General features: G+C 51.6%; 24 protein-coding genes and 1 other annotated feature. Of the genes, 14 read left to right on the plus strand and 10 right to left on the minus strand.

From position 1 onward, the window contains the following. Positions 1 to 22: 22 nt before the first annotated feature. Positions 23 to 1,216: a multidrug efflux RND transporter periplasmic adaptor subunit AcrA gene (gene acrA / locus ACJHX4_RS01295; RefSeq protein ID WP_001295833.1), complete on the minus strand. Its 1,194-nt coding sequence runs from the start codon at positions 1,214 to 1,216 to the stop codon at positions 23 to 25. 141 nt (positions 1,217 to 1,357) lie between these two features. Between acrA and acrR the strand changes: the two genes are divergently transcribed. Beyond that, entirely contained in the window at positions 1,358 to 2,005 is a 648-nt protein-coding gene (gene acrR, locus ACJHX4_RS01300; protein WP_000101737.1) for a multidrug efflux transporter transcriptional repressor AcrR, read from the plus strand. Between the two features lie 127 nt (positions 2,006 to 2,132). Continuing rightward, on the plus strand, positions 2,133 to 5,495 hold the full coding sequence (gene mscK / locus ACJHX4_RS01305) for a mechanosensitive channel MscK (protein ID WP_000177739.1): 3,363 nt from the start codon (positions 2,133 to 2,135) through the stop codon (positions 5,493 to 5,495). Positions 5,496 to 5,533: 38 nt separating this feature from the next. Here mscK and rsmS read toward each other — a convergent pair whose 3' ends face one another. Both rsmS and priC read right to left on the minus strand, forming a co-directional pair. Then, positions 5,534 to 5,698, minus strand: coding sequence for a pleiotropic regulatory protein RsmS (gene rsmS / locus ACJHX4_RS01310; protein WP_000051144.1), 165 nt, complete (start codon positions 5,696 to 5,698; stop codon positions 5,534 to 5,536). 13 nt (positions 5,699 to 5,711) lie between these two features. Beyond that, positions 5,712 to 6,239, minus strand: coding sequence for a primosomal replication protein N'' (priC, locus tag ACJHX4_RS01315; RefSeq protein WP_000844862.1), 528 nt, complete (start codon positions 6,237 to 6,239; stop codon positions 5,712 to 5,714). Positions 6,240 to 6,308: 69 nt separating this feature from the next. Here priC and ACJHX4_RS01320 point away from each other — a divergent pair, with 69 nt between their 5' ends. The 8 genes from ACJHX4_RS01320 to hemH all read left to right on the plus strand — a co-directional run bounded on the left by ACJHX4_RS01320 (position 6,309) and on the right by hemH (position 14,340). Beyond that, positions 6,309 to 6,686, plus strand: coding sequence for a DUF454 family protein (locus ACJHX4_RS01320; RefSeq protein ID WP_001188900.1), 378 nt, complete (start codon positions 6,309 to 6,311; stop codon positions 6,684 to 6,686). 152 nt (positions 6,687 to 6,838) lie between these two features. Further along, positions 6,839 to 7,390: an adenine phosphoribosyltransferase gene (gene apt, locus ACJHX4_RS01325; RefSeq protein ID WP_000127356.1), complete on the plus strand. Its 552-nt coding sequence runs from the start codon at positions 6,839 to 6,841 to the stop codon at positions 7,388 to 7,390. Positions 7,391 to 7,518: 128 nt separating this feature from the next. Continuing rightward, positions 7,519 to 9,450, plus strand: coding sequence for a DNA polymerase III subunit gamma/tau (gene dnaX / locus ACJHX4_RS01330; protein WP_000122044.1), 1,932 nt, complete (start codon positions 7,519 to 7,521; stop codon positions 9,448 to 9,450). After that, positions 8,783 to 8,847, plus strand: a sequence feature (DnaX frameshifting element). Its footprint overlaps the gene before it by 65 nt. 52 nt (positions 9,451 to 9,502) lie before the next feature. Further along, positions 9,503 to 9,832 carry a YbaB/EbfC family nucleoid-associated protein gene (locus ACJHX4_RS01335; RefSeq protein ID WP_000467098.1) on the plus strand — a complete coding sequence of 110 codons (330 nt, stop codon included), beginning with the start codon at positions 9,503 to 9,505 and terminating at the stop codon, positions 9,830 to 9,832. Beyond that, complete coding sequence (recR, locus tag ACJHX4_RS01340) at positions 9,832 to 10,437, plus strand: recombination mediator RecR (RefSeq protein ID WP_001195025.1); 606 nt, start codon at positions 9,832 to 9,834, stop codon at positions 10,435 to 10,437. Before ACJHX4_RS01335 ends, recR begins: the two co-directional genes overlap by 1 nt. Before the next feature lie 109 nt (positions 10,438 to 10,546). Next, the gene (gene htpG / locus ACJHX4_RS01345) at positions 10,547 to 12,421 is read left to right on the plus strand and encodes a molecular chaperone HtpG (RefSeq protein ID WP_000678189.1); all 1,875 of its coding nucleotides are present in this window, start codon (positions 10,547 to 10,549) and stop codon (positions 12,419 to 12,421) included. Positions 12,422 to 12,601: 180 nt separating this feature from the next. Beyond that, positions 12,602 to 13,246, plus strand: a complete 645-nt coding sequence (gene adk, locus ACJHX4_RS01350; RefSeq protein WP_001220233.1) for an adenylate kinase — start codon at positions 12,602 to 12,604, stop codon at positions 13,244 to 13,246. 131 nt (positions 13,247 to 13,377) lie between these two features. Beyond that, positions 13,378 to 14,340: a ferrochelatase gene (hemH, locus tag ACJHX4_RS01355; RefSeq protein ID WP_001250114.1), complete on the plus strand. Its 963-nt coding sequence runs from the start codon at positions 13,378 to 13,380 to the stop codon at positions 14,338 to 14,340. On the opposite strand, the gene aes is transcribed toward hemH, so the two are convergent. Beyond that, the gene (gene aes, locus ACJHX4_RS01360; protein WP_000801794.1) at positions 14,337 to 15,296 is read right to left on the minus strand and encodes an acetyl esterase; all 960 of its coding nucleotides are present in this window, start codon (positions 15,294 to 15,296) and stop codon (positions 14,337 to 14,339) included. The two genes, hemH and aes, sit on opposite strands and share 4 nt — an antisense overlap. Before the next feature lie 151 nt (positions 15,297 to 15,447). Here aes and gsk point away from each other — a divergent pair, with 151 nt between their 5' ends. Beyond that, the gene (gsk, locus tag ACJHX4_RS01365) at positions 15,448 to 16,752 is read left to right on the plus strand and encodes an inosine/guanosine kinase (protein ID WP_000671574.1); all 1,305 of its coding nucleotides are present in this window, start codon (positions 15,448 to 15,450) and stop codon (positions 16,750 to 16,752) included. Between the two features lie 129 nt (positions 16,753 to 16,881). Here the strand turns inward: gsk and ybaL are convergent, their stop codons facing one another. Together ybaL and fsr are read right to left on the minus strand one after the other, a co-directional pair. Continuing rightward, on the minus strand, positions 16,882 to 18,558 hold the full coding sequence (gene ybaL / locus ACJHX4_RS01370; RefSeq protein WP_000546254.1) for a YbaL family putative K(+) efflux transporter: 1,677 nt from the start codon (positions 18,556 to 18,558) through the stop codon (positions 16,882 to 16,884). A 238-nt stretch (positions 18,559 to 18,796) separates the two neighbouring features. Further along, positions 18,797 to 20,017, minus strand: coding sequence for a fosmidomycin MFS transporter (gene fsr / locus ACJHX4_RS01375; RefSeq protein ID WP_001251634.1), 1,221 nt, complete (start codon positions 20,015 to 20,017; stop codon positions 18,797 to 18,799). Positions 20,018 to 20,234: 217 nt separating this feature from the next. Between fsr and ushA the strand changes: the two genes are divergently transcribed. Next, complete coding sequence (ushA, locus tag ACJHX4_RS01380; RefSeq protein WP_000771748.1) at positions 20,235 to 21,887, plus strand: bifunctional UDP-sugar hydrolase/5'-nucleotidase; 1,653 nt, start codon at positions 20,235 to 20,237, stop codon at positions 21,885 to 21,887. A gap of 37 nt (positions 21,888 to 21,924) precedes the next feature. Here ushA and ACJHX4_RS01385 read toward each other — a convergent pair whose 3' ends face one another. The 4 genes from ACJHX4_RS01385 to ACJHX4_RS01400 form a co-directional block, all read right to left on the minus strand. Next, positions 21,925 to 22,428, minus strand: a complete 504-nt coding sequence (locus tag ACJHX4_RS01385) for a hypothetical protein (RefSeq protein ID WP_000667000.1) — start codon at positions 22,426 to 22,428, stop codon at positions 21,925 to 21,927. Beyond that, complete coding sequence (locus tag ACJHX4_RS01390; RefSeq protein ID WP_225088507.1) at positions 22,425 to 23,081, minus strand: DUF6896 domain-containing protein; 657 nt, start codon at positions 23,079 to 23,081, stop codon at positions 22,425 to 22,427. Before ACJHX4_RS01390 ends, ACJHX4_RS01385 begins: the two co-directional genes overlap by 4 nt. Positions 23,082 to 23,248: 167 nt before the next feature. Further along, complete coding sequence (gene ybaK / locus ACJHX4_RS01395) at positions 23,249 to 23,728, minus strand: Cys-tRNA(Pro)/Cys-tRNA(Cys) deacylase YbaK (RefSeq protein WP_000186633.1); 480 nt, start codon at positions 23,726 to 23,728, stop codon at positions 23,249 to 23,251. Between the two features lie 203 nt (positions 23,729 to 23,931). Continuing rightward, positions 23,932 to 24,726 carry a TraB/GumN family protein gene (locus ACJHX4_RS01400; protein WP_000365147.1) on the minus strand — a complete coding sequence of 265 codons (795 nt, stop codon included), beginning with the start codon at positions 24,724 to 24,726 and terminating at the stop codon, positions 23,932 to 23,934. 132 nt (positions 24,727 to 24,858) lie between these two features. On the opposite strand from ACJHX4_RS01400, the gene ACJHX4_RS01405 reads away from it, so the two are divergent. Continuing rightward, positions 24,859 to 25,161: a type II toxin-antitoxin system RelE/ParE family toxin gene (locus ACJHX4_RS01405; RefSeq protein WP_000057523.1), complete on the plus strand. Its 303-nt coding sequence runs from the start codon at positions 24,859 to 24,861 to the stop codon at positions 25,159 to 25,161. Positions 25,162 to 25,196: 35 nt separating this feature from the next. Further along, the gene (locus ACJHX4_RS01410; RefSeq protein ID WP_000806442.1) at positions 25,197 to 25,538 is read left to right on the plus strand and encodes a HigA family addiction module antitoxin; all 342 of its coding nucleotides are present in this window, start codon (positions 25,197 to 25,199) and stop codon (positions 25,536 to 25,538) included. Positions 25,539 to 25,546 lie beyond the last annotated feature (8 nt).

Consider the following 25,546-nt stretch of genomic DNA (forward strand, 5'->3'; position numbering starts at 1 on the left):
GTCTTAACGGCTCCTGTTTAAGTTAAGACTTGGACTGTTCAGGCTGAGCACCGCTTGCGGCTTGCTGGTTATTATCAGCGGTAACTTCTTGTGCTTTTACCTGGACACCAGGACGCACTTTCTGCAGCCCACTTATTACTACGCGATCGCCTGCTTTCAGACCTTCTGTCACCAGCCACTTATCGCCGATAGCCTGGCTTGCAACGATCGGACGGGTTTCCACTTTGTCATCCGCGCCAACCACCAGTACGGTGGCATCGCCACGTGGCGTACGGGTTACGCCCTGTTGCGGGACTAAAATAGCGTTTGGATTAAGCCCTTCTTCCAGACGTGCACGCACGAACATACCCGGCAGCAGAGTGTGATCCGGGTTCGGGAAGATAGCGCGTAGGGTGATAGACCCAGTGGTCTGATCAACGGTAACGTCAGAGAATTCCAGCGTACCGTCCTGCGGGAACTTAATGCCGTCACTGGTGATCAGCGACACTTTGGCTTTGCCGTTCTCTTGTTTCAGCGTGCCATTCGCCAGTTCCTGTTTCAGGCGCAGGAAGTCGTTGCTGGACTGGGTCACATCAACGTAGATCGGATCAAGTTGCTGCACGGTTGCCAGCGCAGTCGCCTGACCGTTCTGTACCAATGCGCCTTCCGTCACGTTTGACTTACCAATGCGACCACTAATCGGAGAGGTGACTTTGGTGTAAGCCAGATTGATTCGCGCAGTTTCAACGGCAGCTTTCGCCGCAGTTACCGCAGCATTCGCCTGTTGCGCATCAGCCAGAGCCTGATCGTACTCTTGTTTACTGATGTACTGAGTACCGAGCAATTTCTGATAACGATTCACCGTCAATTGCGCGATATTGGCTGCAGCCTGGGCTTTCGCCAGATCACCTTTCGCACTGTCGTATGCCGCCTGATAGGTCGCAGGATCAATCTGATAGAGAGAGACACCTGCTTCGATGTCGCTACCTTCTTTGAAATTACGCTTCAGGATAATCCCGCTAACTTGAGGACGAACTTCTGCGATCCGGTAGGCACTGGTGCGACCCGGAAGCTCGGTTGTGATCTGCAGAGGTTCAGTTTTGACTGTTACTACGCCAACGGCGGGCATCTGCTGGCCACCTTGTTGGGCCTGTTTGTCGTCACATCCTGTTAGGGCTAAGCTGCCTGAGAGCATCAGAACGACCGCCAGAGGCGTAAACCCTCTGTTTTTGTTCATATGTAAACCTCGAGTGTCCGATTTCAAATTGGTCAATGGTCAAAAGTTAATAAACCCATTGCTGCGTTTATATTATCGTCGTGCTATGGTACATACATTCACAAATGTATGTAAATCTAACGCCTGTAAATTCACGAACATATGGCACGAAAAACCAAACAAGAAGCGCAAGAAACGCGCCAACACATCCTCGATGTGGCTCTACGTCTTTTCTCACAGCAGGGGGTATCATCCACCTCGCTGGGTGAGATTGCAAAAGCAGCTGGCGTTACGCGCGGTGCAATCTACTGGCATTTTAAAGACAAGTCGGATTTGTTCAGTGAGATCTGGGAACTGTCAGAATCCAATATTGGTGAACTCGAGCTTGAGTATCAGGCAAAATTCCCTGGCGATCCACTCTCAGTATTAAGAGAGATATTAATTCATGTTCTTGAGTCCACGGTGACAGAAGAACGGCGTCGATTATTGATGGAGATTATATTCCACAAATGCGAATTTGTCGGAGAAATGGCTGTTGTGCAACAGGCACAACGTAATCTCTGTCTGGAAAGTTATGACCGTATAGAACAAACGTTAAAACATTGTATTGAAGCGAAAATGTTGCCTGCGGATTTAATGACGCGTCGCGCAGCAATTATTATGCGCGGCTATATTTCCGGCCTGATGGAAAACTGGCTCTTTGCCCCGCAATCTTTTGATCTTAAAAAAGAAGCCCGCGATTACGTCGCCATCTTACTGGAGATGTATCTCCTGTGCCCCACGCTTCGTAACCCTGCCACTAACGAATAACCCTGAATCTGACTCCAGGAATTTTCCTGGACATTTTCGTCGTTGCTATTCTGGTTCACTGCGTCGTGATATTCTTGCGGTTTGACTTTTTCAGGTCGTTCTTCAGGTTCAGAAACCTTCATTCATCATGACTATGTTCCAGTATTACAAACGATCACGGCATTTTGTTTTTTCAGCATTTATTGCTTTTGTTTTTGTCTTGTTATGCCAGAACACGGCGTTTGCACGGGCGTCATCGAATGGTGATTTACCGACAAAAGCGGACCTGCAGGCACAACTTGACTCACTGAATAAACAAAAAGATCTTTCTGCTCAGGACAAACTGGTGCAGCAGGATCTGACAGATACATTAGCCACCCTCGATAAAATCGATCGCGTAAAAGAAGAGACAGTTCAGCTACGGCAAAAAGTCGCTGAAGCGCCGGAAAAAATGCGCCAGGCGACCGCGGCGTTAACAGCACTTAGTGATGTCGATAACGACGAAGAAACGCGCAAAATTCTGAGCGCGCTTTCGTTGCGCCAGCTGGAAACTCGCGTTGCCCAGGCGCTGGACGATTTGCAAAACGCACAAAATGATCTGGCGTCTTATAACAGCCAACTGGTTTCGTTACAGACGCAGCCCGAACGCGTGCAAAATGCGATGTATAACGCTTCGCAGCAGCTGCAACAAATTCGCAGTCGTCTGGATGGGACTGATGTCGGCGAGACTGCCTTACGTCCCAGCCAGAAAGTGTTAATGCAGGTCCAGCAGGCTTTGCTGAATGCCGAGATTGACCAGCAGCGTAAAAGCCTGGAAGGGAACACTGTCTTGCAGGATACCTTGCAAAAGCAGCGTGATTACGTGACGGCGAACAGCGCCCGTCTGGAGCACCAGTTACAACTGTTGCAAGAAGCGGTAAACAGCAAGCGCCTGACTTTAACCGAAAAAACGGCGCAGGAAGCTGTCTCCCCGGATGAAGCCGCGCGTATTCAGGCTAATCCGCTGGTGAAGCAGGAACTGGAAATTAACCAGCAGTTAAGTCAGCGTCTGATTACCGCGACTCAAAACGGTAATCAGTTGATGCAGCAAAACATTAAAGTCAAAAACTGGCTGGAGCGTGCGCTGCAATCGGAACGTAATATTAAGGAGCAGATTGCCGTTCTGAAGGGCAGTCTGCTGTTGTCACGTATCCTGTACCAGCAACAACAAACACTCCCCTCGGCAGATGAACTGGAAAACATGACCAACCGCATCGCGGATTTGCGTCTCGAACAGTTTGAAGTCAACCAGCAGCGTGACGCGCTGTTCCAGAGCGATGCGTTCGTCAGCAAACTGGAAGAAGGTCACACCAACGAAGTCAACAGCGAAGTTCACGATGCATTATTGCAAGTAGTTGATATGCGTCGCGAATTGCTGGATCAGCTTAACAAACAGTTGGGTAATCAGCTGATGATGGCCATTAACCTGCAAATTAACCAGCAGCAGTTAATGAGCGTATCGAAAAATCTGAAATCCATCCTGACGCAGCAAATTTTTTGGGTGAACAGTAACCGCCCGATGGACTGGGACTGGATTAAAGCGTTCCCGCAAACGCTGAAAGATGAATTTAAGTCGATGAAAATCACGGTGAACTGGGAAAAAGCCTGGCCCGCCGTATTCATCGCCTTCCTCGCTGGTTTGCCGCTGCTGTTGATTGCCGGGCTGATCCACTGGCGTCTGGGCTGGCTGAAAGCGTATCAACAAAAACTGGCTTCCGCTGTGGGTTCCCTGCGTAACGACAGCCAGCTCAACACACCAAAAGCGATCCTTATCGACCTGATCCGCGCACTGCCGGTGTGCCTGATTATTCTCGCTGTCGGCCTGATTCTGCTGACTATGCAGCTCAATATCAGCGAGTTATTGTGGTCGTTCAGCAAAAAACTGGCGATTTTCTGGCTGGTGTTTGGCCTGTGCTGGAAAGTGCTGGAGAAAAATGGTGTTGCCGTGCGTCACTTTGGTATGCCGGAACAGCAGACCAGCCACTGGCGTCGGCAAATTGTCCGCATCAGCCTCGCGTTGCTGCCGATCCATTTCTGGTCTGTGGTGGCAGAACTCTCCCCGCTGCATCTGATGGATGATGTGCTGGGGCAGGCGATGATTTTCTTCAACCTGCTGCTGATTGCCTTCCTGGTGTGGCCGATGTGCCGCGAAAGCTGGCGTGATAAAGAGTCGCACACCATGCGACTGGTCACCATTACCGTGCTGTCGATTATCCCGATTGCGTTGATGGTGCTGACCGCCACGGGTTACTTCTACACCACGCTGCGCCTCTCCGGGCGTTGGATTGAAACCGTTTATTTGGTGATCATCTGGAACCTGCTGTACCAGACGGTATTGCGCGGCTTAAGCGTAGCGGCGCGGCGTATCGCCTGGCGCCGTGCACTGGCGCGTCGGCAGAATCTGGTGAAAGAGGGCGCAGAAGGTGCCGAACCGCCGGAAGAACCCACCATTGCGCTGGAGCAGGTTAACCAGCAGACGCTGCGTATTACCATGTTGCTGATGTTTGCGCTGTTCGGTGTCATGTTCTGGGCAATTTGGTCTGATTTGATCACCGTGTTCAGCTATCTCGACAGCATTACGCTCTGGCATTACAACGCTACTGAAGCTGGTGCTGCGGTGGTGAAAAACGTCACCATGGGCAGTCTGTTGTTTGCGATTATCGCCTCAATGGTGGCCTGGGCGTTGATTCGCAACCTGCCTGGTTTGCTGGAAGTGCTGGTGCTCTCGCGACTGAATATGCGCCAGGGCGCGTCGTATGCCATTACTACCATCCTTAACTACATCATTATTGCCGTTGGTGCGATGACGGTGTTCGGATCGCTGGGCGTCTCGTGGGATAAACTCCAGTGGCTGGCGGCAGCATTATCCGTAGGTCTTGGTTTTGGTTTACAAGAGATCTTCGGTAACTTCGTTTCCGGTTTGATCATTCTGTTCGAACGTCCGGTGCGCATTGGCGACACGGTAACCATTGGTAGCTTCTCGGGTACGGTCAGCAAGATCCGTATTCGTGCGACAACGATTACCGATTTCGATCGCAAAGAAGTGATTATCCCGAACAAAGCGTTTGTTACCGAGCGTCTGATCAACTGGTCGTTGACTGACACGACTACGCGTCTGGTGATCCGTCTCGGCGTAGCCTATGGCTCCGATCTGGAAAAAGTGCGTAAAGTGTTGCTGAAGGCGGCGACTGAGCACCCAAGGGTGATGCACGAACCAATGCCGGAAGTCTTCTTTACGGCATTTGGTGCCAGCACGTTGGATCATGAGCTGCGTCTGTATGTGCGTGAACTGCGTGACCGTAGCCGTACTGTCGATGAGCTGAACCGTACTATTGATCAGTTGTGCCGTGAAAACGACATCAACATTGCCTTTAACCAGCTTGAAGTGCATCTGCACAACGAGAAGGGCGATGAAGTGACGGAAGTGAAACGCGACTACAAAGGCGACGATCCGACGCCAGCGGTAGGGTAAGGACAATAAAGGGCGACAGTGATGCCGCCCTTTATTTTTTACTCGCTTTGTGAAGTCTCATCGCTCTGTAACTTCTTTTCATAATCGCGTTTTACAATATCCAGCGCGCGCAGCACGGTGCGGGCTGGGATCTGATTTTCTTCCAGCAGCACAATCAAATCGACGGCCAGTTTGACATCGTCAGGGGCATTTTCCAGTGACATACTCTCTCCATTGCTAGCGGGTTAAACGCGCTAACCTGTTTTCGATTTTTTCCAGCGCATGGCGGCAACGTGCCAGGCGCGCTTCATAGGCTTCCACTTCACGATGCAGCGTCTGCTGTTCCACGAGATCGGTCGCTCGCGCCAGACGGGCTCTACGTTCGGCAACCATCTCACGTAGCCGCCGCTCAAAATCCTGATGCTGAATACGTTTACGCTGCCAGCGGGCAATTTTCGGTGGTGCGCTATCCCACTCGCGTAGCGACCAGGCTGTGGCTTCACGCGCTATAGCCTCCAGTTGCGCCGCCAGATGTTCTGCCAGCCAGGCGACTTGCGGCAGCTGTTGCTGCTCAACCGCATGACGAAGCGCAGCCAGGTTATCGCCCGACTCATCGAGACAAGCCTGTAGTGTTGTCGCACGGGTCTGAAAAAGGTGCCTGTCAAAACGGGCACTTAGCGTGGCAAATTGCGCTACCGGGGCACAACGCTGACGCAGCGTGGCGAGCTGTCCTTCCAGTTTTTCCAGTAGCAGGGCGGTTTTCACGATAAGACCTCAATGAAAATGATAATTGTTATGCTAAAGTAGCCACTCTGTAAGCTGACAACACTCAATATGCAACGAATCATTTTAATCATCATTGGCTGGCTGGCGGTAGTGCTGGGTACGCTGGGCGTGGTATTACCGGTATTACCGACGACGCCGTTTATCCTGCTGGCGGCCTGGTGCTTTGCCCGTTCTTCCCCGCGCTTTCACGCCTGGTTGCTGTACCGCTCATGGTTTGGCAGCTATCTACGTTTCTGGCAGAAACATCATGCGATGCCGCGCGGCGCAAAACCACGGGCGATTTTGCTTATTTTGATTACGTTTACGATTTCGCTGTGGTTCGTCCAGATGCCGTGGGTGCGCATCATGTTGCTGGTAATTCTCGCCTGTTTGCTTTTTTATATGTGGCGAATTCCGGTGATTGATGAAAAGCAAGAAAAGCACTGAAGCACAACAATCGCAGTTGCAATTATTGCGTACAGCCAGTACATTCTGGCGTTTTCGAGCACAGGCGCAGGCGGTCAAAGGTTAAACAACTGTTACTTTTGATACGTTCAAAACGCGCCGTGAGTACCACCGTAACAAGCAGGCATACACTTATGACCGCGACTGCACAGCAGCTTGAGTATCTCAAAAATAGCATCAAAAGCATTCAGGACTACCCAAAACCCGGCATTCTTTTCCGCGATGTCACCAGCTTACTGGAAGACCCGAAAGCTTACGCTCTCAGCATCGACTTGCTGGTTGAGCGTTACAAAAATGCGGGCATTACCAAAGTGGTCGGCACCGAAGCGCGTGGCTTCTTGTTTGGCGCTCCGGTAGCTCTGGGTCTGGGCGTTGGCTTTGTACCGGTCCGTAAACCGGGCAAACTGCCGCGTGAAACCATCAGTGAAACTTACGACCTGGAATACGGCACCGATCAACTGGAAATCCACGTTGATGCCATCAAACCGGGCGACAAAGTTCTGGTGGTGGACGATCTGCTGGCAACCGGCGGCACTATCGAAGCGACCGTTAAACTGATCCGTCGTCTGGGTGGTGAAGTAGCTGACGCTGCGTTCATTATCAACCTGTTCGATCTCGGCGGTGAACAGCGTCTCGAAAAACAGGGCATTACCAGCTACAGCCTTGTCCCGTTCCCGGGCCATTAATTATCGTCAGTCTTGCGCTGCTCACGCTACGGGCAGCACAAGATGTGCATTCAGCCTCGCCGTTCTGACGGGGCTGTGTTAGCATTACCCCTTCGTGAATCCACCTTCCAGCGTTTCAGAGCCTGCCAATGAGTTATCAGGTCTTAGCCCGAAAATGGCGCCCACAAACCTTTGCTGACGTCGTCGGCCAGGAACATGTGCTGACCGCACTGGCGAACGGCTTGTCGTTAGGGCGTATTCATCATGCTTATCTTTTTTCCGGCACCCGTGGCGTCGGAAAAACCTCTATCGCCCGACTGCTGGCGAAGGGGCTAAACTGCGAAACCGGCATTACCGCGACGCCGTGCGGCGTGTGCGATAACTGTCGTGAAATCGAGCAGGGGCGCTTTGTCGATCTGATTGAAATCGACGCCGCCTCGCGTACCAAAGTTGAAGATACCCGCGACCTGCTGGATAACGTCCAGTACGCTCCGGCGCGTGGTCGTTTCAAAGTTTATCTCATCGACGAAGTGCATATGCTGTCGCGTCACAGCTTTAACGCACTGTTAAAAACCCTTGAAGAGCCGCCAGAGCACGTTAAGTTTTTGCTGGCGACGACCGATCCGCAGAAATTGCCGGTGACGATTTTGTCACGCTGTCTGCAATTTCATCTCAAGGCGCTGGATGTCGAGCAAATTCGCCATCAGCTTGAGCACATCCTCAACGAAGAACATATCGCTCACGAGCCGCGGGCGCTGCAATTGTTGGCACGCGCCGCTGAAGGCAGCCTGCGAGATGCCTTAAGTCTGACCGACCAGGCGATTGCCAGCGGTGACGGCCAGGTTTCAACCCAGGGGGTCAGTGCGATGCTGGGTACGCTTGACGACGATCAGGCGTTATCGCTGGTTGAAGCGATGGTCGAGGCCAACGGCGAGCGCGTAATGGCGCTAATTAATGAAGCTGCTGCCCGTGGTATCGAGTGGGAAGCGTTGCTGGTGGAAATGCTCGGTCTGTTGCATCGTATTGCGATGGTACAACTTTCGCCTGCTGCACTTGGCAACGACATGGCCGCCATCGAGCTGCGGATGCGTGAACTGGCGCGCACCATACCGCCGACGGATATTCAGCTTTACTATCAGACGCTGTTGATTGGTCGCAAAGAATTACCGTATGCGCCGGACCGCCGTATGGGCGTTGAGATGACGCTGCTGCGCGCACTGGCGTTCCATCCGCGTATGCCTCTGCCTGATCCAGAAGTGCCACGCCAGTCCTTTGCGCCCGTCGCGCCAACGGCAGTAATGACGCCAACACAGGTGCCGCCGCAACCGCAATCAGCGCCGCAGCAGGCACCGACTGTACCGCTCCCGGAAACCACCAGCCAGGTGCTGGCGGCGCGCCAGCAGTTGCAGCGCGTGCAGGGAGCAACCAAAGCAAAAAAGAGTGAACCGGCAGCCGCTACCCGCGCGCGGCCGGTGAATAACGCTGCGCTGGAAAGACTGGCTTCGGTCACCGATCGCGTTCAGGCGCGCCCGGTGCCATCGGCGCTGGAAAAAGCGCCAGCCAAAAAAGAAGCGTATCGCTGGAAGGCGACCACTCCAGTGATGCAGCAAAAAGAAGTGGTCGCCACGCCGAAGGCGCTGAAAAAAGCGCTGGAACATGAAAAAACGCCGGAACTGGCGGCGAAGCTGGCGGCAGAAGCCATTGAGCGCGACCCGTGGGCGGCTCAGGTGAGTCAACTTTCGCTACCAAAACTGGTCGAACAGGTGGCGTTAAATGCCTGGAAAGAGGAGAGCGACAACGCAGTATGTCTGCATTTGCGCTCCTCTCAGCGGCATTTGAACAACCGCGGCGCACAGCAAAAACTGGCTGAAGCGTTGAGTACGTTCAAAGGTTCAACGGTTGAACTGACTATCGTTGAAGATGATAATCCCGCGGTGCGTACGCCGCTGGAATGGCGTCAGGCGATATACGAAGAAAAACTTGCGCAGGCGCGCGAGTCCATTATTGCGGATAATAATATTCAGACCCTGCGTCGATTCTTCGATGCGGAGCTGGATGAAGAAAGTATCCGCCCCATTTGATCGTAAGCACAGCTTACGTTCGTCATCCTTAACGTGATTGAGAGAGAAACCTATGTTTGGTAAAGGCGGTCTGGGTAACCTGATGAAGCAAGCCCAGCAGATGCAAGAAAAAATGCAGAAAATGCAGGAAGAGATCGCGCAGCTGGAAGTCACCGGCGAATCTGGCGCAGGTCTGGTAAAAGTGACCATCAACGGTGCACACAACTGCCGTCGCGTAGAGATCGACCCGAGCCTGCTGGAAGACGACAAAGAGATGCTGGAAGACCTGGTGGCTGCAGCATTCAACGACGCAGCACGTCGTATTGAAGAAACGCAGAAAGAAAAAATGGCCTCTGTATCCTCCGGAATGCAGCTGCCGCCTGGCTTTAAGATGCCGTTCTGATGCAAACCAGCCCGCTGTTAACACAGCTTATGGAAGCACTGCGCTGTCTGCCGGGCGTTGGCCCGAAGTCGGCGCAGCGTATGGCGTTCACGCTGCTTCAGCGCGATCGTAGCGGCGGGATGCGTCTGGCGCAGGCGCTCACCCGGGCGATGTCGGAAATCGGCCACTGCGCCGATTGTCGCACCTTCACCGAACAGGAAGTCTGTAACATCTGTTCGAATCCACGTCGTCAGGAAAACGGTCAAATCTGCGTGGTGGAGAGTCCGGCGGACATTTACGCCATCGAGCAGACGGGGCAGTTTTCAGGTCGTTATTTTGTGTTGATGGGACACCTGTCACCGCTGGACGGCATCGGTCCTGATGATATCGGGCTTGATCGTCTGGAACAGCGTCTGGCAGAGGAAAAAATCACTGAAGTGATCCTCGCCACCAACCCCACGGTTGAAGGTGAAGCTACCGCTAACTACATTGCCGAGCTTTGTGCGCAATATGACGTGGAAGCCAGCCGAATCGCTCATGGCGTACCGGTTGGCGGCGAACTGGAAATGGTCGATGGCACCACGCTGTCACACTCCCTTGCCGGGCGTCATAAGATTCGTTTTTAAGCAAACGAGAGCAGGATCACCTGCTCTCGCTTGAAATTATTCTCCCTTGTCCCCATCTCTCCCTCATCCTGTTTTTAACCTTAAAATGGCATTATTGAGGTAGACCTACATGAAAGGACAAGAAACTCGTGGTTTTCAGTCAGAAGTGAAACAGCTTCTGCACCTGATGATCCATTCTCTCTATTCCAATAAAGAAATCTTCCTGCGTGAGCTTATCTCTAACGCCTCCGATGCGGCGGACAAGCTGCGTTTCCGCGCGCTTTCTAACCCGGACCTGTACGAAGGTGATGGTGAACTACGCGTTCGTGTCTCTTTCGATAAAGACAAGCGCACGCTGACCATCTCCGATAACGGCGTGGGGATGACCCGCGACGAAGTGATTGACCATCTGGGGACTATCGCTAAATCCGGCACCAAATCATTCCTCGAATCCCTGGGTTCTGACCAGGCGAAAGACAGCCAGCTGATCGGTCAGTTTGGTGTTGGTTTCTACTCTGCGTTTATCGTGGCTGACAAAGTGACCGTGCGTACTCGCGCGGCAGGCGAAAAACCAGAAAACGGCGTCTTCTGGGAATCGGCTGGCGAAGGTGAATACACCGTTGCCGACATCACTAAAGAAGATCGTGGTACTGAAATCACCCTGCATCTGCGTGAAGGCGAAGACGAGTTCCTCGATGACTGGCGTGTGCGTTCCATCATCAGCAAATATTCCGACCATATCGCGCTGCCGGTAGAGATCGAAAAACGCGAAGAGAAAGACGGCGAAACCATTATCTCCTGGGAGAAAATCAACAAAGCGCAGGCGCTGTGGACTCGTAACAAGTCGGAAATCACCGATGAAGAGTACAAAGAGTTCTACAAACACATCGCCCACGACTTTAACGATCCGCTGACCTGGAGCCACAACCGCGTTGAAGGTAAGCAGGAGTACACCAGCCTGCTGTACATTCCGTCTCAGGCACCGTGGGATATGTGGAACCGCGATCATAAACACGGTCTGAAACTGTATGTTCAGCGTGTGTTCATCATGGACGACGCAGAACAGTTCATGCCGAACTATCTGCGCTTCGTGCGTGGTCTGATTGACTCCAGCGATCTGCCGCTGAACGTTTCCCGTGAAATCCTCCAGGACAGCACGGTAACGCGTAACCTGCGCAATGCGCTGACCAAGCGTGTGCTGCAAATGCTGGAAAAACTGGCGAAAGACGACGCGGAAAAATACCAGACCTTCTGGCAACAGTTTGGCCTGGTACTGAAAGAAGGTCCGGCGGAAGATTTCGCTAACCAGGAAGCGATCGCCAAACTGCTGCGTTTTGCTTCTACCCATACCGATTCTTCTGCGCAGACCGTGTCTCTGGAAGACTACGTTTCCCGCATGAAAGAAGGGCAGGAGAAAATCTACTATATCACCGCAGACAGCTACGCGGCAGCGAAGAGCAGCCCGCACCTGGAACTGCTGCGTAAGAAAGGCATCGAAGTTCTGCTGCTTTCCGACCGCATCGATGAGTGGATGATGAACTATCTGACTGAGTTCGACGGTAAACCGTTCCAGTCTGTGTCTAAAGTTGACGAGTCGCTGGAAAAACTGGCTGACGAAGTTGATGAGAGCGCGAAAGAAGCGGAGAAAGCACTGACTCCGTTCATCGACCGTGTGAAAGCCCTGCTCGGCGAGCGCGTGAAAGATGTCCGTCTGACTCACCGTCTGACCGATACGCCAGCGATCGTTTCGACCGACGCGGACGAAATGAGCACTCAGATGGCGAAACTGTTCGCTGCGGCGGGCCAGAAAGTGCCAGAAGTGAAATACATCTTCGAACTGAACCCGGATCACGTACTGGTGAAACGTGCGGCGGATACTGAAGATGAAGCGAAGTTCAGCGAGTGGGTAGAACTGCTGCTGGATCAGGCGCTGCTGGCAGAACGCGGCACGCTGGAAGATCCGAACCTGTTTATTCGTCGTATGAACCAGCTGCTGGTTTCCTGATGTCATGCCGGATGACCTTCGTGTCATCCGGCATTTTTCTTTTCTTCATCTGCACTTTCCGCAAATTATCTTGCCATTAACCGTTTCAGCCTCAGGTGCCTTTCTTGAGGCAATCGCCTGTTGGTGGTATCGTTTATCGCTTTTTCAAAAAATTCGACACATTTTAAGGGGATTTTCGCAATGCGTATCATTCTGCTTGGCGCTCCGGGCGCGGGGAAAGGGACTCAGGCTCAGTTCATCATGGAGAAATATGGTATTCCGCAAATCTCCACTGGCGATATGCTGCGTGCTGCGGTCAAATCTGGCTCCGAGCTGGGTAAACAAGCAAAAGACATTATGGATGCTGGCAAACTGGTCACCGACGAACTGGTGATCGCGCTGGTTAAAGAGCGCATTGCTCAGGAAGACTGCCGCAACGGTTTCCTGTTGGACGGCTTCCCGCGTACCATTCCGCAGGCAGACGCAATGAAAGAAGCGGGCATCAATGTTGATTACGTTCTGGAATTCGACGTACCGGACGAACTGATTGTTGACCGTATCGTAGGCCGCCGCGTTCACGCGCCGTCTGGTCGTGTTTATCACGTTAAATTCAATCCGCCGAAAGTAGAAGGCAAAGACGACGTTACCGGTGAAGAGCTGACTACCCGTAAAGACGATCAGGAAGAGACCGTACGTAAACGTCTGGTTGAATACCATCAGATGACTGCACCGCTGATCGGCTACTACTCCAAAGAAGCGGAAGCGGGTAACACCAAATACGCGAAAGTTGACGGCACCAAGCCGGTGGCTGAAGTTCGCGCTGATCTGGAAAAAATCCTCGGCTAATCAAGCCGCAGCAGATCTGCTTTCGGGCAGGTCTGCTCATCCTCCTCAGGCAATACCTCTTACAGCAATTAGTTCTTCTTCTTCACTTTTCCGCTACAATTATCAACAAGTTGAATCGATAAGAGGCGGTAATGCGTCAGACTAAAACCGGTATCCTGCTGGCAAACCTGGGTACGCCCGATGCCCCCACACCTGAAGCGGTAAAACGCTATCTGAAACAATTTTTAAGCGACAGACGCGTGGTTGATACCTCACGGTTGTTATGGTGGCCGTTGCTGCGCGGCGTGATTTTGCCGCTGCGTTCGCCGCGTGTGGCGAAGCTGTATGCCTCTGTCTGGATGGAAGGTGGCTCGCCGCTGATGGTTTACAGCCGCCAGCAACAGCAGGCGCTGGCGCAACGTTTACCGGAGACGCCCGTGGCGCTGGGAATGAGCTACGGCTCGCCATCACTGGAAAGCGCCGTAGATGAACTTCTGGCAGAGCATGTAGATCATATTGTGGTGCTGCCGCTTTATCCGCAATACTCCTGTTCAACGGTCGGTGCGGTATGGGATGAACTGGCACGCATTCTGGCGCGCAAACGTAGCATTCCGGGGATATCGTTTATTCGTGATTACGCCGATAACCACGATTATATTAATGCACTGGCGAACAGCGTACGTGCTTCTTTTGCCAAACATGGCGAACCGGATCTGCTGTTGCTCTCTTATCATGGCATTCCCCAGCGTTATGCAGATGAAGGCGATGATTACCCGCAACGTTGCCGCACAACAACTCGCGAACTCGCTTCCGCACTGGAGATGGCACCGGAAAAAGTGATGATGACCTTTCAGTCGCGCTTTGGCCGGGAACCCTGGCTGATGCCTTATACCGACGAAACGCTGAAAATGCTCGGAGAAAAAGGCGTGGGTCATATTCAGGTGATGTGCCCGGGCTTTGCTGCGGATTGTCTGGAGACGCTGGAAGAGATTGCCGAGCAAAACCGTGAAGTCTTCCTCGGCGCTGGCGGGAAAAAATACGAATATATTCCGGCGCTTAATGCTACACCGGAGCATATCGAAATGATGGCTAATCTTGTTGCCGCGTATCGCTAAAGCTGAGCGGTAAAGAACTGAGCGCCGTCGCGAAGAGCCTCGTCGGCGGTTTTCATCATCCGTGAATAATGCAAAAAGGCGTGCAGCGTGCCTGGGTAGAGTTTGAACTCACAGGGCTGCTGATGCGCCGCTAACGTCTGGTAAAGCAGATGGCTGTCATCCAGCAGCGGATCGAACTCCGCCCCGGCAATAAAACAGGGCGGAACTTCGCGAGTGAGATCATTATTAAACAGGCAGTAATATGGCGACTCGCGGTCCGCGTCGTTGCTTAAATACGCCTCTTCATACATCTGCAAATCCTGTTGCGTTAAGCCATCCCAGACACCACCCAACAGACGACGAGCCACGGAATCCCGTAATCCGTAAAGCCCATACCACAGCAAAACGCCCGCAACTTTACCGCAATCGATCTGTTTATCGCGCAACCACAACGCACTGGCGAGCGCCAGCATGGCACCTGCGGAATCACCGGCAAAACCAATGCGGGACATATTGATTTGATAATCCTCCGCCTGCTGGTGGAAATAACAACAGGCAGCCACAATTTCCTCTATCGCTTGCGGAAAACGCGCTTCAGGTGAAAGGGTGTAATCAATGCCAATCACCGTACATTGGCTGTAGCTTGCCAGCAGGCGCATGATGCGATCGTGGGTATCGAGATTGCCGAGAATAAAACCGCCTCCATGCAAATAAAATAGCGTCGCCGGGCTATCTGGCTGCGGATAAAAGATACGTGTTTTCACCTGCCCATATTTTGTTGGAACCCTGTAAGCTCTGGTTGCCATTTCTGGAGCGTCCGCATTCCAGAATCGGCGCTCAAGCGTGTAATACTGTCGTTGCTCAGCAATCGCTCCCGTTGCAGGCCAGGGCGGTAAATCCGGCTGAAGAGTATTCACAACGGTCTTCATTTCAGCAGAGATAAGGTCCAGAACGGGTAATTTGTTTTCCGGCTTCATGCAAAAACTCCTTTCAAATTACGTCATTGTAAGGAACCACTGCCATGAAAATGCGATCCCGCCTGCTGATATTGAAACTGGCTGCGTCTCGCGCGCTCCCGTCAGATTGTGTTAACATTCGCCGCTCAGTTAACCACCCGTAAAAACAACCATGAAATTTCCCGGTAAACGTAAATCCAAACATTACTTCCCCGTAAACGCACGCGATCCGCTGCTTCAGCAATTCCAGCCAGAAAACGAAACCAGCGCTGCCTGGGTAGTGGGTATCGATCAAACGCTGGTCGATATTGAAGCGAAAGTGGATGATGAATTCATTGAGCGTTATGGATTAAGCGCCGGGCATTCACTGGTGATTGAGGATGACGTTGCCGAAGCGCTTTATCAGGAACTAAAACAGAAAAACCTGATTACCCATCAGTTTGCGGGTGGCACCATTGGTAACACCATGCACAACTACTCGGTGCTCGCGGACGACCGTTCGGTGCTGCTGGGCGTCATGTGCAGCAATATTGAAATTGGCAGCTATGCCTATCGTTACCTGTGTAACACCTCCAGCCGTACCGATCTTAACTATCTACAAGGCGTGGATGGCCCGATTGGTCGTTGCTTTACGCTGATTGGCGAGTCCGGGGAACGTACCTTTGCTATCAGCCCGGGCCACATGAACCAGCTGCGGGCTGAAAGTATTCCGGAAGATGTGATTGCCGGAGCCTCGGCACTGGTTCTCACTTCTTATCTGGTGCGTTGCAAGCCGGGTGAACCCATGCCGGAAGCAACCATGAAAGCCATTGAGTACGCGAAGAAATATAACGTACCGGTGGTGCTGACGCTGGGCACCAAGTTTGTCATTGCCGAGAATCCGCAGTGGTGGCAGCAATTCCTCAAAGACCACGTCTCTATCCTTGCGATGAACGAAGATGAAGCCGAAGCGTTGACCGGAGAAAGCGATCCGTTGTTGGCATCTGACAAGGCGCTGGACTGGGTAGATCTGGTGCTGTGCACCGCCGGGCCAATCGGCTTGTATATGGCGGGCTTTACCGAAGACGAAGCGAAACGTAAAACCCAGCATCCGCTGCTGCCGGGGGCTATAGCGGAATTTAATCAGTATGAGTTTAGCCGCGCCATGCGCCACAAGGATTGCCAGAATCCGCTGCGTGTCTATTCGCACATTGCGCCGTACATGGGCGGGCCGGAAAAAATCATGAACACTAATGGAGCAGGGGATGGCGCACTGGCAGCGTTGCTGCATGACATTACCGCCAACAGCTACCACCGTAGCAACGTACCAAACTCCAGCAAACATAAATTCACCTGGTTGACGTATTCGTCATTAGCGCAGGTGTGTAAATATGCTAACCGTGTGAGCTATCAGGTACTGAACCAGCATTCACCTCGTTTAACGCGCGGCTTGCCGGAGCGTGAAGACAGCCTGGAAGAGTCTTACTGGGATCGTTAAGTTATCGTCGGTTCGTAGGCCAGATAAGGCGTTCACGCCGCATCTGGCATTTTGCTCTCAATGCCTGATGCGACGCTGGCGCGTCTTATCAGGCCTACATATCCGCGCCTATTATCCGGCAACCACCGTTTACCTCGTCACCACCTCACCCGCCGGTGGCGTTTCCAGCAGTTCCAGCATAGTACGGGCAATTTCACGCTCACCCATCACTACCTGATTCGCACCACGTTCGGTGATATACGCCACTTCATCGTCATAATGGGCGCGGGCAATAATCTCAATATCCGGATTTTTCGCGCGGGCAGATGCCACAATCTCGCCCGCTTCATAGCCGTTGGGAATCGTCAGGATCAGCCATTTTGCACATTCCAGATGCGCCAGTTGCATAATTTCTTCGTTAGCCGCATTGCCCAATACTGCGCGGACCCCGCGCTCGCGCAGCTCATCAACACGGGTTCGTGACGTCTCAATCACCACCAGCGGAATATCAGAGGCGAGCAATTTCTCCCCCAGCAGGCTGCCTACACGACCGTAACCCACCAGTAGCGCATGGTTGCAAATATCCACTGGGATCTGCTTCTCTTCTTCGATTGCCTCTTCCAGCGTCTGCTCTTCCAGCGTTTCGGTCTTCGCCAGATATTTCTCCAGTAGTGCGAACAGTACCGGGTTGAGCATAATCGACAGGATCGCCCCTGCCAGTACCAGGTTTTGTCCGGCCTGCGGCAGTAAATTCAATGCCATTCCTAGTCCCGCCAGGATAAACGCGAACTCACCAATCTGCGCCAGGCTGGCGGCGATGGTTAACGCCGTGCGCTGGGAGTGACCAAACAAACGCACAAGGAACAGGGCCGCGACCGATTTACCAAACAGAATAATTGCCAGCGTCGCCAGTACTGCCAGCGGTTGCTGAATCAGAATTAACGGATCAAACAACATCCCGACGGAGACAAAAAACAGCACCGCAAACGCGTCGCGCAATGGCAGTGTATCGTGGGCGGCACGGTGACTCAGTTCAGACTCGTTCAGTACCATCCCGGCAAAGAACGCACCGAGTGCAAAGGAGACATCAAACAGCTCTACCGCACCAAAGGCAATCCCTAACGCCAGCGCCAGCACCGACAGGGTAAACAGCTCGCGGGAACCGGTTGCTGCGCTGCGTGCCATAATCCACGGCACCAGACGGCGACCTACCAGCATCATAATGGCGATAAATGCGATCACCTTGCCGATGGTGATCCCCATATCGACTGCAAGAGTGGCAAAGCCCACATCGCCCTGTTCCATCATTCCTGCTACCGCGGGTAGCAATACCAGTGTCAGGACCATCACCAGGTCTTCCACAATCAACCAACCGATGGCGATTTGCCCACGCTGACTGTCAATTAATTGCCGTTCTTCAAGTGCGCGCAGTAACACCACGGTACTGGCGGTGGAAAGACATAAGCCGAACACGATACCGGTCATTAACGACCAGCCCAGCACGGCGGAGAGCGCCATACCCAGCAGCGTCGCCACGGCTATCTGGGCGATCGCGCCGGGAATGGCGATGGACTTTACCGCCATCAAATCCTTGAGCGAAAAATGCAAACCGACGCCGAACATCAGCAAAATAACGCCCAGTTCAGCCAGTTCCGGCGCAAGCTTAGTATCGGCAACAAAGCCCGGAGTGAATGGTCCTGCCAGCACACCCGCTAACAGATATCCCACCAGAGGAGAAATACGTAGTTTATTGGCCAGCATGCCGAGGATAAAGGCGAGCACAAGGCCGCCAACAATGGTGGTGATAAGCGGGGTGGCGTGATGCATTCCGTCTCCTTTTCCTGGTGGTTATTGTCCATTTTTGGCCGGGAAAACCAAAATTACAGGTAATAGTTTATGACAATTTCATTGATGATGTTTATGAATAATTGTTGAATTTTGCAGAAAAATGGAATTAGCTGCAAAAAAAAGCACGGATCGGAAAACAGAAGGCGGTTTAACAGAGGAAAGGCTTATGGCGACTGTAAAACGATGCAGCCAAAGTTTGCCTTTGGCTGCAATGAAATCAGTCTTTATGCCGGTTATCAGGCAGGAATATGGTCAACATCCCCAATAGTGGCAGGAAAGCACAGATTTTATAGACTAACTCTATGCTGGTGTGGTCGGCGATAAGCCCCAGAACTGCCGCCCCCAGACCTCCCATGCCGAAAGCAAAACCGAAAAATAGTCCAGAAACCATACCGATACGTCCCGGAAGCAGCTCCTGGGCATAGACCAGAATGGCAGAGAATGCCGAAGCGAGGATAAATCCAATAATCACCGTTAAAACCCCCGTCCAGTGCAGGCTGGCGTAGGGTAAAATCAGCGTAAACGGCGCAACGCCGAGGATAGAGCCCCAAATCACATATTTCCGTCCAATTTTATCCCCTACAGGCCCGCCAATCACCGTACCTGCCGCAACGGCAAACAGGAAGGCAAACAAATGAAGCTGAGCATTCTGGATAGATAATCCGAATTTTTGCATCAGATAAAAGGTGTAATAGCTGCTGATGCTCGCCATATAGAAATATTTCGAGAAAATGAGGATTAACAGAATGCTGACCGCCAGAACAACTTTATTGCGCGGCAGTGGATTGATAATCGTCGCTTTGGGTTTTCCTTTATTCATTCGGTGCTGTGCCGAGTACCAACGGCTGATTTGCGCCAACACCACGATCGCCAGCAGTGCCGCAAGCACAAACCAGGCAACGTTGCCTTTGCCATAAGGTGCGATAATCACCGCCGCCAGCAAGGGGCCCAGGGAACTGCCAAAGTTGCCGCCGACCTGAAATATAGATTGCGCCAGGCCATGACGCCCGCCGGAAGCCATACGGGCCACGCGAGAAGATTCCGGATGAAAGACCGATGAACCGGTACCGACCAGCGCCGCTGCCAGCAGAACTGCGCCGAAACTGCCCGCCAGCGCCAGCAGCACCAGACCACTTAAGGTAAAGCACATGCCAATCGGCAACGACCACGGCATCGGATATTTATCGGTCCAGTAGCCGACCACCGGTTGCAGTAGCGAAGAGGCGAGCTGGAAGGTGAGGGTTATCATGCCAATCTGCATAAATGTCAGAGAAAATTCTGACTGAAGCAGTGGATAAATCGCCAGAATCAGCGATTGGATCATGTCGTTCAGCAGATGTGAGAGGCTGATAGCACCTAAAATACCAAACGATGTTCGGGCCTTAGTCGTTGACGCAGCCGCGCCCGCCACAGGCTGGGTTTGTTCACTCATTGCCATAGGAAAGTCACTTTTTCAGGGTTGCGATGTAAAGAATGATCTTATTTGTGATTATTACCCGACTAACATACCTGTATGCGCCGCCTGAAGGAAGTCTCAACACGGAATACAGAATTTCTAATCTGGATGCAGATTTATCTTCACCGGACGCAGACTTGTTTATGATGTCGCGTCATACTATTTTTCAACACGTTGAAATCAGGTCAGGGAGAGAAGTATGAAATTATTGCAGCGGGGCGTGGCGTTAGCACTGTTAACCACATTTACACTGGCGAGTGAAACTGCTCTGGCGTACGAGCAGGATAAAACCTACAAAATTACAGTTCTGCACACCAATGATCATCATGGGCATTTTTGGCGCAATGAATATGGTGAATATGGTCTGGCGGCGCAAAAAACGCTGGTGGATGGTATCCGCAAAGAGGTTGCGGCTGAAGGCGGTAGCGTGCTGCTACTTTCCGGTGGCGACATTAACACTGGCGTGCCCGAGTCCGACTTACAGGATGCCGAACCTGATTTTCGCGGTATGAATCTGGTGGGCTATGACGCGATGGCGATCGGTAATCATGAATTTGATAACCCGCTCACCGTATTACGCCAGCAGGAAAAGTGGGCTAAGTTCCCGTTGCTTTCCGCCAATATCTACCAGAAAAGTACCGGCGAGCGCCTGTTTAAACCATGGGCGCTGTTTAAGCGTCAGGATCTGAAAATTGCCGTTATTGGCCTGACGACGGATGACACAGCCAAAATTGGTAATCCGGAATATTTCACTGATATCGAATTTCGTAAGCCCGCTGATGAAGCGAAGCTGGTGATTCAGGAGCTGCAACAGACAGAAAAGCCAGACATTATTATCGCGGCGACCCATATGGGGCATTACGACAATGGTGAGCACGGCTCTAACGCACCGGGCGATGTGGAGATGGCACGCGCGCTGCCTGCCGGATCGCTGGCGATGATCGTCGGTGGTCACTCGCAAGATCCGGTCTGTATGGCGGCAGAAAACAAAAAACAGGTCGATTACGTGCCGGGTACGCCATGCAAACCGGATCAACAAAACGGCATCTGGATTGTGCAGGCGCATGAGTGGGGCAAATACGTGGGACGGGCTGATTTTGAGTTTCGTAATGGCGAAATGAAAATGGTTAACTACCAGCTGATTCCGGTGAACCTGAAGAAGAAAGTGACCTGGGAAGACGGGAAAAGCGAGCGCGTGCTGTACACCCCTGAAATCGCTGAAAACCAGCAAATGATCTCGCTGTTATCACCGTTCCAGAACAAAGGCAAAGCGCAGCTGGAAGTGAAAATAGGCGAAACCAATGGTCGTCTGGAAGGCGATCGTGACAAAGTGCGTTTTGTACAGACCAATATGGGGCGGTTGATTCTGGCAGCACAAATGGATCGCACTGGTGCCGACTTTGCGGTGATGAGCGGAGGCGGAATTCGTGATTCTATCGAAGCAGGTGATATCAGCTATAAAAACGTGCTGAAAGTGCAGCCATTCGGCAATGTGGTGGTGTATGCCGACATGACCGGTAAAGAGGTGATTGATTACCTGACAGCCGTCGCACAAATGAAGCCAGATTCAGGTGCCTACCCGCAATTTGCCAACGTTAGCTTTGTGGCGAAAGACGGCAAACTGAACGACCTGAAAATCAAAGGCGAACCGGTCGATCCGGCGAAAACTTACCGTATGGCGACATTAAACTTCAATGCCACCGGCGGTGATGGCTATCCGCGCCTTGATAACAAACCGGGCTATGTGAATACCGGCTTTATTGATGCCGAAGTGCTGAAAGCGTATATCCAGAAAAGCTCGCCGCTGGATGTGAGTGTTTATGAACCGAAAGGTGAGGTGAGCTGGCAGTAATGAACCCCGTCGCGGCGTCATGATATGACGCCGCCATTTATGAATATTGAAATCTTGCATCGTAATCGCGATGTGTCAAACCAAATGCCATCAGCATATAATTCTGCGGATCACCAGGCTGTTCTTCATCTGCTTCAAACCAAAGTGTCACGCCTGAGCGATTGACGTGGATTAAGAGTGTATGGGGCGATTGACGGCGGATTTGCAGATCAGCGCCTTCGTTAACAAGCATGTTAAATACACGCGTAACGTTCAACTCAGCGACGTTATTCAATATTCCTTTATCAAATCGGATCGCTTTGCCCAAATGGATTTGGCTCAGATAATCGCACCAAATCATATATAGCTTGTTGTTTTCGAAATGAAACTCAACATTACCAAATAGCCAGATATAAAAACCATTTCCCATATCATTTTTAGAGTCCGGCTCAACAAAGTTTTGTTCCAACCATGCCATTGTTTGCCCCAGTTCGACAAAATCGAATTTTCCGTTAAAGACAAAATTGTGGAAGCTAACATCAACAAGATGGTCAAATTTCATCTTTCGCTCCTTTGTGAATTTTTTACATGCTTCAAAAGCCAGCGTAATTTACATCGGTGCAGGCGACTCTCCAGTGTTGAGCGAAAATTTGCGATGTCGACATTGGACCGATCTACCGCAGCAACCCCCGTGTATTGTGGGATCGGTGAAGGGATTTTTTGTAACTTTCCCAGCGCCAGCAGTTGTTGAATGATCCTGCTACCGTCGTGGTAATCATCGTAAATAGCCACTGGCAGAGGCTGCCAGGCGGGGGGCGATTTGATAAATCCGGAAAAAAAATACGGGTCCAGATCGCCGAAATCAAAGCCGTAGGCGAGGGGAACTTCAATATTTTGCTCTGTTTTTTTATTCTCAAATGTACAATGAAAACCGTGAAAACAATACTGCCACTTTCCCATTTTGCCTTTTCGCTTACGGTTGCATTTGAAGGGGGCAAAGGTAACTAGCGGGTTATTTTCCGCCATCTCAACGTTCAGTTGTTCAGCCAATGCAAATATAAGCTCTGTCGCCAGCTTACGATATTCTTTCGCGCAGTGTTCGAAAAAATCCTGATGGCGGTTAATCTCTTCAAGCGATATTAATCTGGCGATCCTGATAACCGGGTCGGCAGAATGCATGCCAACAACAAATTCATCGAGCTGTGCTTTCAGCACCAGCCCGAATTCCTCACGATACCTCTCTGCTTCGCTGGCAAAATGCAGATGTAATACCTTCTCTCTCGATGTTTGCCGAAGTAAGGCGATATCCGGTATCTCATCTGCACAAGCGATACTTAATGTCTCTGTAATCCTTTCCACATCTCATCTTCCGTGTGCATCACTTAATCGCGACGGGCGATATCAGCAAATTTGGCATCGAGTATCTTTGCCAGGTCGCTTGCCGCCAGTTCGATATCCAGTCCGCGCTTGCCGCCGGAAACATAAATAGTGGCAAATTCTTGTGCGGGGGCGTCGATAATCGTTGGCAGACGTTTTTTCTGCCCCAGTGGGCTAATCCCCCCTACCAGATACCCCGTCGAACGCTGCGCGACCATCGGATCGGCCATCTCAACTTTCTTGGCACCCAGCGCTTTTGCTACTTTTTTAAGATCCAGTTGACCTGCGACCGGCGTAACAGCCACGGCAAGGTGTTTCATATCACCGTTCACTGCGACCAGCAGCGTTTTGTAGACCTGATCCGGATTCAAACCTAATTTTTTGACGACTTCATCGCCAAAATTGGTTTCAGCAGGATCGTGCTCGTAGGTGTGGATTTGAAACGAAATCTTGTTTTTTTCGAGTAATTTAACTGCGGGTGTCATGGTAATTTTCCTGCCTTAAACAAAAAAACGAAGCAAGCATACGCCTGATGGCGGTCCAAAAAAAAGAGTCATCTTGCCTAAGAGTATTGGCAGGATGGTGAGATTGAGCGACAATCGAGTTACACCGTCGCTTAAAGTGACGGCATAATAATAAAAAAATGAAATTCCTCTTTGACGGGCCAATAGCGATATTGGCCATTTTTTTAGCGCAACATCTGCGGCAAATTCCCTTCTCCATACAGGTGTAGTGCACCGACCGCGACCACATAGCGCCCCGGCGGCATGGCGCGTAATTTGTCCCGCCAGGCGAGGTTTCGCTGATGCATCAGCACATCGTACAGCGACTGACTGAACGTATTGGGCAGCGTTATATCATTATTTTGCGGCGGTGCATTCAGCCACCAGCTCATCATTTGTTGCAGCAACCGTGCGTTGGTGTGCCAGTGGGTCAGCGTATCGTCCAGCAGCGCCAGTCCTTTGTCAGGGAGCTGGAGCAACATGGCAATCTGGTTTTCAGCCCCTTCCAGTTCAATCACGGGTTTATGTTGTTGCTTAGCCGCCTGCAATAGCTGGTAATCGATACCGTATTCTGCCCGCAGCCCCAGTTTTTGCGCCTGCGTCGCCTGAAGAACCATCGCGATTTGCCACAGCGGTTGGGTAGAAAAGAGCGACGGAGAAATGCCCATCTCCTGGCTAATGTGCTGCAGGTTTTGGAGTTGGTCCTCGCTAATGCGCTCTTCCAGGGCCTCGCAGGCAGGCAAATTGGCAAAAGGCGTATCGCTGGTGGAAACATCCGCCTCGACGATCAGCGCATCGGCGTTTTTGAGCTTTTTGAGCAAACGGGTGGGCAGGGGAGCCATATCGTGGCTACCCATATGAATACTGCCGATCAGATGAAAATGGCGATTGCCGGGAAGAGAGATATCGATAGCAGGCCAGGTGTAATGATTACCGCGCAGCGCGGCCCAAAGCGTTTTTACCCGGTACAACAGATCCATACGACCTCCCTTTGTGAAATATCATGCTAGCGCGCGGGGAGGGATGGCGCAAATGGAGTTGATTGTTGCACTTGTGCACAGTGCTTGTGTGCATTACAATGATTAAATAATGGACAAGGAGATGAGAGAGGAATGGCTCAAAAGAAAAATATAAGGAGTTTTCGTGATGCCTGGTTGGCTGATTTTTTTGTCCATTCAACGCCACATCGAAAGATCCCTGCTGAAATCCATACCACGTTATCACGAAAGTTGGACATCATTAATGCTGCCACTTCTCATCGGGATTTACGCTCCCCTCCGGGGAACCGATACGAAGAGTTATCCGGGAAATTACAGGAATACTCCTCCATTAGAGTGAATAAACAGTACCGACTGATTTTTAAATGGGTTAATGGCAAGGCCGAAGAATTGTTTTTAGACCCACACAACTACTAAAACATAGCTGTCGTATTGACGAGAAAGGTAAAACTATGAAACAGGCAACAAGAAAACCGACGACACCCGGAGATATTCTTCTCTATGAATATCTGGAACCGCTCGATTTGAAAATCAATGAGTTAGCAGAGTTGCTGCATGTTCATCGTAATAGCGTCAGTGCACTGATCAATAACAATCGTAAACTCACCACTGAGATGGCATTCCGTCTGGCGAAAGTTTTTGATACCACAGTCGATTTTTGGCTAAACCTCCAGGCGGCAGTTGATCTTTGGGAAGTTGAAAACAACATGCGTACCCAGGAAGAATTGGGACGGATTGAAACAGTGGCTGAATATTTGGCACGCCGTGAAGAGCGTGCAAAAAAGGTCGCGTAGAATAATTT

Source organism: Escherichia sp. WS2035 (genome assembly GCF_046487065.1).
In the GTDB taxonomy this organism is placed as follows: Bacteria; Pseudomonadota; Gammaproteobacteria; order Enterobacterales; family Enterobacteriaceae; genus Escherichia; species Escherichia coli.